We start from the raw sequence: 13132 nt of genomic DNA, 5'->3' as shown, positions 1-13132 counted from the left end.
ACGCATGTTGCACACGGCGCTTTCCGGCGTAAGCTTCAGGTCTGTCAATTGGAGCGATGAAGATGACGATAATCCGGATCATGGCGCTGGCCGTTGGCGTGCTCGCCGCGTGTGCAGCGCAGGCGCAGGAACTGCTGCCGGTACAGACGCCGGCCGGACCGGCGGTGCTCAAGGCCGATCAGTTGCACGAACCCGACCCGTTTGCCGGAACGCGCACGAGCGCGTCGCGCGTGTACAGCGCGAACGTTGCCGCACAACCCAATGACCACATCTTCAAGGGCTTCCGGCGCGATCCGCGGCTGATTGCCGGGGTCAAGGTCGCCCCGCATGTCGCGATTGAGGCCGGTTACGTCAATCTGCCCGACCGCGGCCTGTATCGGGAGGAGCAGGGCAGGGCCGAGGATGCATCGCAGGGGCTTGGCGAGAAAGGCTCGAGCAACCATCTGGCCGTCAAGCTATCGACGCCCGAGGATGCGCGCCTGTCGGCCTATGCCAAGGCGGGGATCGCCTACAGCGAAATCAAGCGCAGCATCAATGCCGGGCCCGATACATGGGTTCACAACGGCGCTGGTCCGGAAATCGATTCCGGGTCCGATACGGGGCTGTATACGGGCGCTGGTGCCAAACTCAAGCTCGACAAATCAACATCGGTCAACGCCGAGTTCTCGCGGCATGGCGACACGGCCAAGAAGCTTGGCCGTGTCATCAGGGACGGCATCAAGGGCAATATGCAGCTGGGATTCTGATCCCGTCAGTGCGCCGCTGCCGGTGCCGCCGCGACCGGCGCCGAAGCACGTTTGGGCACCTTGTCGTCACGCAGTTCTTCCGGATCGCGCAGCGGAATCATCAGGAACGCACTGAGCGCATACAGGCCGGCAAAGATCCAGATGATGCCCGCCACGCCCAGCGATGCGCTGAAGATGGCAACGATCGCCGGCCCGACCCAGGTCGATGCACCCGCACCCAGGCTCAGCACCGACAGTGCGGCGGCGCGGTTTTTCGGCACCAGCAGCGGCATCAGTGCCGACAGGGGCACGAAGCCGCCCAGCGTCATGCCATACATCGCGCCGAACAGCGCGGCGACGTAGAAGTTACCGATGAACAGCTGCGGCATGTAGAAGAACAGCGGCGTCGTGATGGCGCTGCCGACGGCGCCCATCCAGATCACGGTGTTGCGCAGGCCGAAGCGGGTGGCCAGGCGGCTCGAGATGATGTTGCCGGCGATATTGGCGACAAAAATCACCGTCACCAGGCGCAGCCACTGCTCCAGCGTGAAGCCGATGACGTCCATGAAGAAGCCCGGCAACACGATGAAGAAACCGAACATCGACGCCGTGTTGATGGTACGCACCACGCCGCTGAGCGAGGTCTTCGGCTCTTCCCACATGATCGAGACGCTGCCCATCAGTGACGTCAGCGGCTTTTCACCAACTGGTGCCAGGCGCCTGGTGCCGGCGGCGTCCTTCACGCACAGCAGGGCCAGCGCGGCGCCGGCAATTACCAGGATCAGCGAGAGCCAGAACGTGGCCAGCGCACCGATCAATGGCACCGAGAAGCTGGCGACCAGCGCGCCCAGGGTCGGCAGGCCGGCTGCATAGGCAACCCAGAACCAGCCCATCGCCAGGCCCAGTTTCTTGGCCGGCGTGGCGGCCACGATCCAGACCAGGAAGCCGTAGGCGAACAGCGGATAGCCGAAGCCGCGCAGCGCGTAGCCGGCCAGCATCATCGGATAGCTCATCTGCCCGACGCCGAACGTCAGGAACACCACCTGGAACACGACCCAGATACCGGCGCCGATCAGCATGACTTTCTTTGGACCCCAGATATTCGACAGCGCACCGGCACACCAGGAACCGATCGCCACCGTTACGCCATACACGGTGAACAGCACCGCAATGTCGGCTTCGACCATGTTTTTCTGGGCCAGGTAAGGCGCCAGGTAACCGAGCTCGACGCCATCGCCGATCATGAAGACCAGCAGGCCGACGAAGCCCCACAGCAGTGAGCGGGGAATCCCGAGTTTCTCGCATAGCCTGTCAAGGATGCCCGGTGGGGAAGAGGGAAGATGTGGCGATGCCGTTGGAAGATGTGGCGATGCCGTTGGCATGCGGTTTGTTGTTGGAGACAAATTAGCACCTGCAAAATCGTGGCGTTCATGAACGCGATGGGCAACCCGGAAGGGGCGAAGTGCGCGCGGCGGAGGCGCGTAATAAGGCAGTTCCGGAGAGGAACTCAGGGCAAGGATGCCCGTGACATGCCGTGGGAACGGCAAGCAACGACACGTGACCGCGCCATTACGGAAGACCGGAGTTGATCTTTCCAAATAGTATCACATTTGCACAAATGTGTTAACTTGTTAGTAAATTTCGTGCGGATGTGCGACGTTGTTGAAAGATACGATCAGGATGTAAAAAACCGCCGTGCCCGGAGCGGGGACGGCGGTTTTTGCAGGCAGTGGCTGGAAGCTTAAAACTCTTCCCACTCCGCTTCGTTCATCTTCGCAGCAGCGACCGGCTTGTTGACCGGCTTGCCGATCTGCTTGCTGGCTGGCTTGGCTGGCTGCTTTTCTGCCGGTTTGCTGACCGGCTCCTCTGCAGGCGTCACCACAGGCTTGGCAGCCGCACGCGGCGCCGGCTTGCTCAGCGCCGGCCGTGCCGGTGGCGGACGCTTGACCGGTGCGCTGGCGACGACGGGCGTCGTGTGCGCGGCGTCGAGCTTGAACACATCGACCACCTGCGCCAGGCGCTTGGCCTGATCCTGCAGCGACGCCGTGGCGGCGGTGGCTTCCTCGACCAGTGCGGCGTTCTGCTGGGTGGCGTTGTCCATCTGGCCCATGGCCTGATTCACCTGGTCGATGCCGGTGATCTGCTCCTGGCTGGCCGACGAGATCTCGCCCATGATGTCGGTCACGCGGCGGATCGAGTCCACCACTTCGCGCATCGTCGCGCCGGTCTGGTCGACCAGCTTGGTGCCCGTGTCGACCTTCTCGACCGAATCGCCGATGAGGCCCTTGATCTCCTTGGCGGCGGCCGCCGAGCGTTGCGCCAGCGTGCGCACTTCGGACGCGACGACGGCAAAGCCGCGGCCCTGTTCGCCGGCGCGTGCTGCTTCCACGGCAGCGTTCAGGGCCAGGATATTGGTCTGGAACGCGATGCCGTCGATGACGCTGATGATGTCGACGATCTTGCGCGACGACTCGTTGATCGAGCCCATCGTGGCGACGACCTGGTCGACCGAGGCGCCGGCCTGCGTCGCGACGCTCGAGGCGGCAATCGCCAGCTGGTTGGCCTGACGGGCATTGTCGGCATTCTGGCGCACGGTGCCCGTCAGTTCTTCCATCGAGGCGGCGGTTTCTTCCAGCGCTGCAGCCTGCTGTTCGGTGCGGCTCGACAGGTCGAAGCTGCCGGCGGCGATTTCGCCCGAGGCGCCGCTGATGGTCTGGGTGCCGGTGCGCACTTCGTCGACGATCCTGGCCAGGCTGGCATTCATGTTGCCCAGCGCGCGCAGCAGGGCGCCCGTTTCATCGCTGGCGCTGCTGTCGATGCGCACGGTCAGGTCGCCAGCAGCGACCTGTTCGGCAGCCTGCACGGCGCGGCGCAGCGGCCCGGTGATCGAGCGGGTCAGCAGCCAGGCGAAGACGCCGCCCAGCAGCAGGGCGCCGGCTGCCAGCGAGCCGATGACGACCTTGCCCCGTGATGCGGTGCCGGCAATCATTGCCGCGCTGTCGCTGATGTGCTTTTGCTGCAGGTTGACCAGGTCACGGACGCGCCCTTCATAGGCCTTGGCGGCCGGCGTGAATTGCTGGTTCAGAATCTGTTCAGCCAGTTCGGTATTGCCCTCGGCCTTGGCCTTGATGGCGCCGTCGCGTGCCTTGCTGTAGGCGGCGCGGTGTTCCATCACCGACTTGAACAGGGCCGTTTCCTCGTCACCCGTAATCAACGGTTCGATCTTCTTGACCAGATCGGCCGACAGCTTGCCGGTGGCGGCCGCGTCTTCCTTGAAGTAGGCGGTCAGCGAGCCGTCGCTGCTCTTGACGATGGCGGCGGTGCGGCGCACGGCGGCGAAAATCTGCGTGTACCACTCGGCGATCATGCGTTCTTTCGCCAGTGGCTCGGCCAGGATGATCTGCGTTTCCTGCGCGACCTGATTCAGCCGCCAGACGCCAACGGTCGCGATGATGACCGTCATCATGAGAGTCACTAAGAACCCAGCTGCCAGTCGCGTTCCGATATTGAGTTTGATGAAGTTGCCCATGTTTTGATCTGCGTGAAGTAGGTGAATGCGGCGCGGCCCAGGACCGGGGATGGGTGACCCGTCGACTGTCTCGACCGGTGTTGTAATTTACTTAAAGTTTAAAGTTGCCTGTCACAATTATTGCCCAACTGAAATGAAAATGCACCCAGAATGGGTGGTAATTGGTGGTTTTGTGACCGGCCAGCGACAGTGCTGCCAGAGAAGTTAACGCCTTGATATGAGGCGATATTTGCCGCTATAAGGTATAATTTCTATTTCCCGCGTGTGCCGTTCGGCACCATCAGCACAATGACCAAATTCGTATTCGTCACTGGCGGCGTCGTCTCTTCCCTGGGCAAAGGGATTGCAGCCGCCTCCCTCGCCGCAATCCTCGAGAGCCGCGGTCTCAAAGTCACCATGCTCAAGCTCGATCCGTACATCAACGTCGATCCGGGCACCATGAGTCCAACCCAGCACGGCGAAGTGTTCGTCACCGACGACGGCGCCGAGACTGACCTCGACCTTGGCCACTACGAGCGTTTCATCAGCACCCGCATGAAAAAGGTGAATAATTTCACCACGGGTCAGATCTATGAATCGGTGATCCGCAAGGAACGTCGTGGCGAATACCTCGGCAAGACCGTGCAGGTGATCCCGCACATCACCAACGAGATCCAGGATTACATCCGCCGCGGCGCCGAAGGCGTCGACGTGGCGCTGGTCGAAATCGGCGGCACCGTCGGCGACATCGAGTCGCTGCCGTTCCTCGAAGCGGCGCGCCAGCTGTCGCTGCGTTCGGGCCGCAAGGGCGCTGCATTCGTGCACCTGACGCTTGTGCCGTTCATCGCCTCGGCCGGCGAACTCAAGACCAAGCCAACCCAGCACAGCGTGCAGAAGCTGCGCGAAATCGGCATCTCGCCCAACGCGCTGCTGTGCCGCGCCGACCGCCCGATCCCGGACGACGAGCGCGCCAAGATTTCGCTGTTTGCCAACGTCGAAGAGCAGGCCGTCATTTCGGTGTGGGACGTCGACACCATCTACAAGGTGCCGCAAGTGCTGTGCGACCAGGGCCTGGATGACATCATCCTCGAGGCGCTCGGCCTGGAAGCACCAAAAGCCGACCTGTCGATGTGGACCAAGCTGATCCACACGCTCGAGAATCCGAAGCACGAAGTCACGATCGGCATGGTCGGCAAGTACGTCGACCTGATCGAGTCGTACAAGTCGCTGACCGAAGCGCTGCGCCACGCTGGCATCCATACCGAAAGCCGCGTCAACATCGAGTACCTCGATTCCGAAGAAATCGAAACCCGCGGCTGCGACCACCTGGCCAAGTACGATGCGATCCTGGTGCCGGGCGGCTTCGGCAAGCGCGGTGTCGAAGGCAAGATCGCCGCTGCCCGCTATGCCCGCGAAAACAAGATCCCGTACCTGGGCATTTGCCTCGGCATGCAGGTCGCGCTGATCGAGTACGCACGCAATATGGCGGGCCTGGCCAACGCCAACTCGACCGAGTTCGATCCGGAAACCGACCAGCCGGTCGTGGCCCTGATCACCGAGTGGCAGAACCACGACGGCAAGGTCGAAAAGCGCGACACCAACTCGAACCTGGGCGGCACGATGCGCCTGGGCGCGCAGACCTGCGCCGTCAACCCGGGCACGCTGGCCGCTGAAATCTACGGCAACGTCGTCACCGAGCGTCACCGCCACCGCTACGAAGGCAACAACCACTACCTGCCAAAGGTCGAGGCTGCCGGCCTGACCGTGTCGGCGCGTACGCCGAACGAAGACCTGTGCGAAATCATGGAACTGCCACGCACCGGCGCGAACTCGCACCCTTGGTATATGGGCGTGCAGTTCCACCCGGAGTTCAAGTCGACGCCGCGCAACGGCCACCCGCTGTTCACGTCGTTCATCAAGGCCGCCCTGACGCACCAGGCATCGAACACCAACACTGCCGCCAACGTTGAACTGGCTGCACCAGCACTCCAAGGAGACGCAGCATGAAACTTGCCGGATTCGACGTCGGCCTCGAGCACCCGATCTTTTTGATCGCCGGCACCTGCGTGATCGAATCGCGCCAGATGGCGATGGACACGGCGGGTACGCTCAAGGAAATCACCGCAGCGCTGGGTATTCCGTTCATCTACAAATCGTCGTTCGACAAGGCCAATCGCTCGTCGGGCAAGTCGTTCCGCGGTCCTGGCATCGACAAGGGTCTCGAGATCCTGGCTGACGTGCGCCGCGAAATCGGTGTGCCGGTGCTGACCGACGTGCATGATGCCGAGATGATCCCGCATGTCGCGAGCATCGTCGACGTGCTGCAGACGCCAGCGTTCCTGTGCCGCCAGACCGATTTCATCAACGCCTGCGCGCGTTCGGGTAAACCGGTCAATATCAAGAAGGGCCAGTTCCTGGCCCCGGGCGACATGAAGAACGTCATCGACAAGGCGCGCGCCGCTGCGCGCGACGCCGGCCTCGAAGAAGATAACTTCATGGCCTGCGAGCGCGGTGCGTCGTTCGGCTACAACAACCTGGTGTCGGACATGCGTGGCCTGGCCATCATGCGCGAATCGAACTGCCCGGTGGTGTTCGATGCGACCCACTCGGTGCAGCTGCCGGGCGGGCAGGGCACGTCGTCGGGCGGCCAGCGCGAGCACATTCCTGTGCTGTCGCGCGCCGCCGTGGCGTCGGGTATTGCCGGCCTGTTCATGGAAACGCACCCGGATCCGGCCAATGCGATGTCGGATGGTCCGAATGCGGTGCCGCTGGCGCGCATGAAGGAGCTCCTGACGACGCTGGTCGAGATCGACCGCGTCGTCAAGAAGTCACCGTTCCTGGAATTCGACTTCAAGTAACCGTTCAGGTTTGGATGCACCGTGTTGCGGGTATCCCTGGGGGACCCGGAGCACGGTGGTCCCCCCAAGATTACCTACCTTCTGGAGACTGAGAAACATGAGTGCTATCGTTGATATCATCGGCCGCGAAATCCTGGATTCGCGCGGTAACCCTACCGTCGAATGTGACGTCCTGCTCGAATCGGGCGTGATGGGCCGCGCGGCAGTGCCGTCGGGCGCATCGACCGGCTCGCGCGAAGCGATCGAACTGCGTGACGGCGATCCGAAGCGCTACTTCGGCAAAGGCGTGCTGCAAGCCTGCGAAAATATCAACACCGAGATCTCCGAAGCGATCATGGGCCTGGACGCGAACGAGCAAGCGTTCCTGGACCGCACCCTGATCGATCTCGACGGCACCGAAAACAAGAGCCGCCTGGGCGCCAACGCCATGCTGGCCGTGTCGATGGCCGTGGCCAAGGCCGCCGCCGAAGAAGCGGGCCTGCCGCTGTACCGCTACTTCGGCGGTTCGGGCGCGATGCAGATGCCGGTGCCGATGATGAACGTCATCAATGGCGGCGCGCACGCCGACAACAACCTGGATATCCAGGAATTCATGATCATCCCGGTGGGCGCCCCATCGTTCAAGGAAGCCATCCGCTACGGCGCCGAGGTGTTCCACACGCTGAAAAAAATCCTGCACGCACGCGGCCTGAACACGGCAGTCGGCGACGAAGGCGGTTTCGCCCCGTCGGTGGCCAACCATGAAGAAGCCATCAAGCTGATCATGGAAGCGATCGAGCAGGCCGGTTACGTTGCCGGCAAGGACATCGCGCTGGGCCTCGATTGCGCCGCCAGCGAGTTCTACAAGGATGGCCGTTACGTGCTCGAAGGCGAAGGCGGCCTGAGCCTGTCGGCAGCCGACTTCACCAACATGCTCTCGACCTGGTGCGACAAGTACCCGATCATCTCGATCGAAGACGCGATGCACGAAGGTGACTGGGAAGGCTGGGCCACCCTGACCGCGGCACTGGGCAAGAAGGTTCAGCTGGTGGGGGACGACCTGTTCGTCACCAACACCAAGATCCTGAAAGAGGGCATCCAGAAGGGCATCGCCAACTCGATCCTCATCAAGATCAACCAGATCGGCACGCTGACCGAAACGTTCGCCGCCATCGAGATGGCCAAGCGCGCCGGCTACACCGCCGTGATCTCGCACCGCTCGGGTGAAACCGAAGATTCGACCATCGCCGATATCGCAGTGGGCCTGAACGCACTGCAGATCAAGACCGGTTCGCTGTCGCGTTCGGACCGCATGGCCAAGTACAACCAGTTGCTGCGCATCGAGGAAGACCTGGGCGACATCGCCAGCTACCCGGGCCGTGACGCGTTCTACAACCTGAAGTAATCCCCTGGGGCCGGCGCGCGGGATGGGATCATCCCACCCGCGCGTCGGCTTTTTCATCTCCTTTGTTTTTCACCATGCGCCTGATCACGATTGCCCTGGCTGTTCTGCTCGTGCTGATCCAGTATCCCCTCTGGCTTGGCAAAGGCGGCTGGCTGTCCGTGGCCGACATGCAGAACCAGGTCGAAACCACGCGCATCAAGACCGAGCAGCTCGCCGCGCGCAACAGCAAGCTCGACTCCGAAGTCGATGACCTGACCGAAGGCACGGGCGCCGTCGAAGAGCGTGCGCGCTATGACCTGGGCATGATCAAGCAGAACGAGATTTTCGTGCAGGTGCTGCGCAAGAATGAAATCCCGGTCGAATCGATGACCGTGCCGCCACCACCGCCACCGCCGAAACCGGGCGCCAAGCCAGCTGGCGCTGCCGCACACTGAACCCTATCATCATGACCGAAGAAACTACCCCGATCGATCCCGCCAGCCTCGATTCGCTCGATGCGATCGCAGACTGCCTGGCCGAAGCGTTCGAAGATGGCGATGGCGCCGTGATTACGGCAGCCCTGCAGGCAGTGGCGCAAGCGCCCGCCCTGGGTGAACTGGCCGCCAGCGTGGGCATGCCGCGCGACGCGCTGCAGGCGGCGATGACGGCAGGGGAGTTCGACATGGACCTGACCCTCGAGATCATGAAGGTGGTCGACCTGCACATGAGTGGCGGCAAGTAAGACGCTTCGCCACGTACGTAAAAAAACGTCGTTCCCGCGAAGGCGGGAACCCAAGTTTGCATGCAGACCGGCTGATTCAACGTTGCCGGCTGCGTGAACTACTTGGGTTCCAGCCTGCGCTGGAACGACGTTTTTGCGCTAACTTATCAGCGATACAGCGGCCCATGAAGGGCCGCAGTGGTTTTTACTCTTTCGACTGCGACGATGCGTCGCCCTGCTCGTGGCCTGCGCCTTGCTCCAGGAATGCGCGCAGCATCCATGCATTTTTCTCGTGCACTTCCATGCGGGTCGACAGCATGTCGGCGGTCGGGAAATCGTCGATTTCGTCAGCAATACGCACGGCGGCGCGCGCGGTGCGGATCACGGCTTCCTGGCCTTCGACCAGTTGACGGATCATCTCTTTGGCCGACGGCACGTCGGTTTCTTCGGTGATGGTCGACAGTTCCACATAACGCTTGTAGGTGCCTGGTGCGAAGTGGCCCAGTGCGCGGATACGCTCGGCGATATCGTCCAGTGCGGTCCACAGTTCGGTGTACTGCTCCTGGAACATCACGTGCAGGGTCTGGAACATCGGACCGGTCACGTTCCAGTGGAAGTTGTGGGTCTTGAGGTACAGCATGTAGCTGTCGGCCAGCACGGTCGAGAGCGATTCGACGATTTTTGCGCGGTCTTCGGTGTTGATGCCAATATCGATGTTCATATGCGTTTCTCCGTTAGTCAGTGAGATGTATTTGGTGCCACTGTCTGAAAATACAACAGTATCAAACAAGCATCAGCTTATCACTTCGCGCGAAAAGTTGAAGTCCACGAGAATTTCTGAAATCGGGGCAATACAGGGGCGCGCAACGCTGCTACCTTGGAGGGTGTGTCGACGAAAGCGCGCCACGGTGAGTGGTGCAGATGCGTGATCCCATCGTTTGTCAGACTGGAGGCATCATGAACAGGCAGGTCATCTTCAACCTTGCGGTCAGCGATCTGGACCGGTCCAAGGCCTTCTTTGCCAGCCTTGGCTTTCACTTCAAGCCGCAATACAGCAGCGACAACACGGCCTACATGGTCGTCGTCGACGACTGCATCCACGCCATGCTGATGACCGAAGCCTTCTTCGCTTCGCTGATCGATAAACCCGTGGCGTCGGCGCATCAGGCCAACGAGGTGATTATTTGCCTGAGTTGCGAGAGCCGCGAAGAACTCGAAGGACTGATCGCCCGGGCGCGCGCTGCGGGCGCCCGTATTCCGCATTCGCTGGAAGACCATGGTTTCATGGTCGACCAGGGATTCGAGGACCTCGATGGTCATCTGTGGAATCTGGTGTGGGTGGCGCCGCAGCCCTGATGGGCTGCGACGCGTCACGGCATTGCTTTAGTGCGTGCTGCCGCTCGGAGGGATCAGCGTCTGGGCTGCAGTATCGACGGCAAACAGCTGCGCGCAATCGACCTTATCGAACGAGTAGTGCTTGCCGCAGAAATCGCAGTTGATGCCCAGTTCGCCCAGCTCGTCCAGCGCCGTTTCCACTTCCTGCTGGCCCAGCATCTTGAGCATGTTGCCGACCTTTTCACGGTTGCAACTGCAATGGAATTGCGGGTGCATCGGGTCGAACACGCGGATCGTCTCTTCCCAGAACAGGCGGTGCAGCAGCGTCGAAATGTCGGTCGACAGCAGCTCTTCGTGCTTGAGCGTGCCGCCCAGCGCTGCGGCGCGGTTCCAGGTTTCCAGGTCTTCTGCCTCGGAGGCCTGCTTGGTCTGGTCTTCGCCACCGCTGTGACGCGGCAGCTTTTGCAGCAGCATGCCGCGCGCGACCTTGTCGTCGGCGGCAACCCACAGGCGCGTGTCGAGCTGCTCCGAACGCAGCATGTAGTTTTCGATGACCGTGGCGACGTCGTCGCCGTCCAGCGGGACGATGCCCTGGTACGGCTGCTGGCCCGGCATCTTTTCGAGCGGGTCGAGCGTGATCACGAAGCGGCCGGTGCCCTGCACATTGACCAGCTGGCCGAGCGTGGCGTCGTCGGTGACGTCGACGTCCGGTGCCAGCTTGGCCGTGGCGCGCATGCGCAGGTCGGCGTCGCATTCGACGACGAGCAGGCGCACCGGGCCGTCGCCGTGAATCTGCATCACGATCGAGCCGTTGAACTTGAGGTTGGCCGACAGCAGGGCGCAGGCGGCCACCATCTCGCCCAGCACCGAGCGCACCGCTTTCGGGTAGCCGTGGCGCGCCTGGATCTCGCGCCAGGTGTCGGAAATCTCGACCAGCTCGCCGCGCACGGCGGCGTTGTCGAAGATGAATTTTTGCAGCGTGTCGCCGGTGGTGCGCGTGATGTCAAGCGTGGTGTCTGGTGTCGTCATTCTTTATCCGATTCTCTTTAGCTGTGTATTGAATAGCTGGCCTCGCGCGACATAGCTCGCGGCATTGCCCTGCAGGCGCAGCAGGTCTTCTTGTGTCAGTGTCCGCACCACTTTCGCGGGCGAACCCAGGATCAGTGAGTGATCGGGAAATGTCTTGTTCTCGGTGACCAGCGCGCCGGCGCCGACCAGGCAACCCTTGCCGATGCGGGCGCCGTTGAGAATCACCGCACCGATGCCGATCAGCGAGCCGTCGCCGACCGTACAACCGTGCAGCATGGCCTGGTGGCCGATCGTCACGCCCTGGCCGATGTCGAGCGGATAGCCCATATCGGTGTGCATCACGGTGCCTTCCTGCACATTGCTGTCTTCGCCAATGGTGATGCGTTCGTTGTCGCCCCGCAGCGTGGCCCCGAACCACACCGACGTATTGGCCGCCAGCGTGACCTTGCCGATCAGCGTGGCCGAATCGGCGACAAACGCCGACGGATCGATCTCGGGTGCATGTTCGCCCAGCTGGTAAATGGCCATGGATGCGCTCGCAGAAGGTTGGAATGGCGCTATTTTACCGCCCCATGCCCCGGGCAGCGCCGGCTTCGCCATCGCCCGAAGACCGGCAGATGGGGCCACGCTGCGCGAATTCAACGGCCCGGCGATATAATTGCCTGAACGATCGTACTTTTTTCGAGGCTTCATGAAACTTTCACGCTCAGAATTTGTCACCGTGCGCGGCCTGCGCCTTCACGTGCGCCATTGGGGGAACGAGGGCGCGCCCAAGCTGTTCATGCTGCACGGCTGGATGGACGTGGCCGCCTCGTTCCAGTTCGTCGTCGATGCCCTGGAGGGCGACTGGCACGTGATCGCGCCGGACTGGCGCGGCTTCGGACACAGCGACCGCTCGGGCGCCGATACTTACTGGTTCCCGGATTACGTGGCCGACCTCGATGCGCTGCTTGACCGGTTTGCTCCGGACGAGGCCGTGAACCTGCTCGGCCACAGCATGGGCGGCAATATCGCTGGCCTGTACGCCGGTGTGCGGCCCCACCGCGTGGGCAAGCTGATCAACCTGGAAGGTTTCGGCCTGCCGGCCACGAAGGCGGCGCAGTATCCAAAACGGCTGGCCAACTGGCTCGACGAATTGCGCGCGCCACCCGAGATGCGTGGCTATGCGAGCCTCGACGAGGTGGCCGCGCGCCTGCGCAAGACCAATCCGCGCCTTTCCTACGAGCGCTCGAGCTTTCTCGCTGCCCACTGGTCCGAGCAGGACCGCGACGGCCAGTGGCGCATCCTGGGGGATCCGGCGCACAAGATGACGGGGCCGCTGCTGTACCACGTCGACGAAATGATGGCGGCCTGGTCGGCCATCACGGCGCCGGTGCTGTGGGTCGAGGCGGAGGACACCGACATGTGGCGCTGGATGGGCGCGAAGGAGCAGGCGCGCGCCGAAGTCGACCGCCGCATGGGGTATCTGCAGCACGTCACGGCGCGTATGGTGCCGCAGGCGGGGCATATGCTGCACCACGATCAGCCCGAATTGCTGGCGCGCATGATCGAAGACTTCCTCGCTGCACCGACAGTTTGATGCGCGTACAATGG

General features: G+C 62.4%; 13 protein-coding genes. 8 read left to right on the top strand and 5 right to left on the bottom strand.

The features are described from left to right. The first annotated feature begins 62 nt into the window (after window positions 1–62). Window positions 63–746 carry an outer membrane beta-barrel protein gene (locus AC1MGT_RS05370; protein WP_499503312.1) on the top strand — a complete coding sequence of 228 codons (684 nt, stop codon included), beginning with the start codon at window positions 63–65 and terminating at the stop codon, window positions 744–746. A gap of 5 nt (window positions 747–751) precedes the next feature. Here AC1MGT_RS05370 and AC1MGT_RS05365 read toward each other — a convergent pair whose 3' ends face one another. Beyond that, window positions 752–2107, bottom strand: coding sequence for an MFS transporter (locus AC1MGT_RS05365; RefSeq protein WP_499503311.1), 1356 nt, complete (start codon window positions 2105–2107; stop codon window positions 752–754). A gap of 359 nt (window positions 2108–2466) precedes the next feature. Next, complete coding sequence (locus AC1MGT_RS05360; RefSeq protein ID WP_499503310.1) at window positions 2467–4254, bottom strand: methyl-accepting chemotaxis protein; 1788 nt, start codon at window positions 4252–4254, stop codon at window positions 2467–2469. A 288-nt stretch (window positions 4255–4542) separates the two neighbouring features. On the opposite strand from AC1MGT_RS05360, the gene pyrG reads away from it, so the two are divergent. The 5 genes from pyrG to AC1MGT_RS05335 all read left to right on the top strand — a co-directional run bounded on the left by pyrG (window position 4543) and on the right by AC1MGT_RS05335 (window position 9196). After that, entirely contained in the window at window positions 4543–6240 is a 1698-nt protein-coding gene (pyrG, locus tag AC1MGT_RS05355) for a CTP synthase (RefSeq protein ID WP_499503309.1), read from the top strand. Continuing rightward, window positions 6237–7091 carry a 3-deoxy-8-phosphooctulonate synthase gene (gene kdsA, locus AC1MGT_RS05350; RefSeq protein ID WP_343025115.1) on the top strand — a complete coding sequence of 285 codons (855 nt, stop codon included), beginning with the start codon at window positions 6237–6239 and terminating at the stop codon, window positions 7089–7091. Before pyrG ends, kdsA begins: the two co-directional genes overlap by 4 nt. Window positions 7092–7188: 97 nt before the next feature. Further along, window positions 7189–8475 carry a phosphopyruvate hydratase gene (eno, locus tag AC1MGT_RS05345; RefSeq protein ID WP_499503308.1) on the top strand — a complete coding sequence of 429 codons (1287 nt, stop codon included), beginning with the start codon at window positions 7189–7191 and terminating at the stop codon, window positions 8473–8475. A 74-nt stretch (window positions 8476–8549) separates the two neighbouring features. Then, complete coding sequence (gene ftsB / locus AC1MGT_RS05340; RefSeq protein WP_499503307.1) at window positions 8550–8909, top strand: cell division protein FtsB; 360 nt, start codon at window positions 8550–8552, stop codon at window positions 8907–8909. Between the two features lie 11 nt (window positions 8910–8920). Beyond that, entirely contained in the window at window positions 8921–9196 is a 276-nt protein-coding gene (locus AC1MGT_RS05335) for a helix-turn-helix domain-containing transcriptional regulator (RefSeq protein WP_258835204.1), read from the top strand. Window positions 9197–9380: 184 nt separating this feature from the next. Here AC1MGT_RS05335 and AC1MGT_RS05330 read toward each other — a convergent pair whose 3' ends face one another. After that, entirely contained in the window at window positions 9381–9896 is a 516-nt protein-coding gene (locus tag AC1MGT_RS05330) for a Dps family protein (protein WP_183555578.1), read from the bottom strand. Window positions 9897–10132: 236 nt separating this feature from the next. On the opposite strand from AC1MGT_RS05330, the gene AC1MGT_RS05325 reads away from it, so the two are divergent. Further along, on the top strand, window positions 10133–10531 hold the full coding sequence (locus tag AC1MGT_RS05325; RefSeq protein WP_499503306.1) for a VOC family protein: 399 nt from the start codon (window positions 10133–10135) through the stop codon (window positions 10529–10531). A gap of 27 nt (window positions 10532–10558) precedes the next feature. Here the strand turns inward: AC1MGT_RS05325 and hslO are convergent, their stop codons facing one another. Continuing rightward, entirely contained in the window at window positions 10559–11539 is a 981-nt protein-coding gene (gene hslO / locus AC1MGT_RS05320; protein ID WP_499503305.1) for an Hsp33 family molecular chaperone HslO, read from the bottom strand. 3 nt (window positions 11540–11542) lie between these two features. Continuing rightward, window positions 11543–12067: a gamma carbonic anhydrase family protein gene (locus AC1MGT_RS05315; RefSeq protein WP_499503304.1), complete on the bottom strand. Its 525-nt coding sequence runs from the start codon at window positions 12065–12067 to the stop codon at window positions 11543–11545. Window positions 12068–12230: 163 nt separating this feature from the next. Between AC1MGT_RS05315 and AC1MGT_RS05310 the strand changes: the two genes are divergently transcribed. Then, window positions 12231–13118, top strand: coding sequence for an alpha/beta fold hydrolase (locus AC1MGT_RS05310; RefSeq protein WP_499503303.1), 888 nt, complete (start codon window positions 12231–12233; stop codon window positions 13116–13118). Window positions 13119–13132 lie beyond the last annotated feature (14 nt).

It is taken from the genome of Telluria sp. BA11, from assembly GCF_056680305.1.
Note: the sequence above shows the minus strand (reverse complement) of the source record. Positions and strands in the feature narration are given on the sequence as shown.

Coding starts and splice junctions, on each gene's coding strand:
- AC1MGT_RS05370 (WP_499503312.1), top strand. CDS start 63: ATGACGATAATCCGGATCATGGCGCTGGCCGTTGGCGTGCTCGCCGCG.
- AC1MGT_RS05365 (WP_499503311.1), bottom strand. CDS start 2,107: ATGCCAACGGCATCGCCACATCTTCCAACGGCATCGCCACATCTTCCC.
- AC1MGT_RS05360 (WP_499503310.1), bottom strand. CDS start 4,254: ATGGGCAACTTCATCAAACTCAATATCGGAACGCGACTGGCAGCTGGG.
- pyrG (WP_499503309.1), top strand. CDS start 4,543: ATGACCAAATTCGTATTCGTCACTGGCGGCGTCGTCTCTTCCCTGGGC.
- kdsA (WP_343025115.1), top strand. CDS start 6,237: ATGAAACTTGCCGGATTCGACGTCGGCCTCGAGCACCCGATCTTTTTG.
- eno (WP_499503308.1), top strand. CDS start 7,189: ATGAGTGCTATCGTTGATATCATCGGCCGCGAAATCCTGGATTCGCGC.
- ftsB (WP_499503307.1), top strand. CDS start 8,550: ATGCGCCTGATCACGATTGCCCTGGCTGTTCTGCTCGTGCTGATCCAG.
- AC1MGT_RS05335 (WP_258835204.1), top strand. CDS start 8,921: ATGACCGAAGAAACTACCCCGATCGATCCCGCCAGCCTCGATTCGCTC.
- AC1MGT_RS05330 (WP_183555578.1), bottom strand. CDS start 9,896: ATGAACATCGATATTGGCATCAACACCGAAGACCGCGCAAAAATCGTC.
- AC1MGT_RS05325 (WP_499503306.1), top strand. CDS start 10,133: ATGAACAGGCAGGTCATCTTCAACCTTGCGGTCAGCGATCTGGACCGG.
- hslO (WP_499503305.1), bottom strand. CDS start 11,539: ATGACGACACCAGACACCACGCTTGACATCACGCGCACCACCGGCGAC.
- AC1MGT_RS05315 (WP_499503304.1), bottom strand. CDS start 12,067: ATGGCCATTTACCAGCTGGGCGAACATGCACCCGAGATCGATCCGTCG.
- AC1MGT_RS05310 (WP_499503303.1), top strand. CDS start 12,231: ATGAAACTTTCACGCTCAGAATTTGTCACCGTGCGCGGCCTGCGCCTT.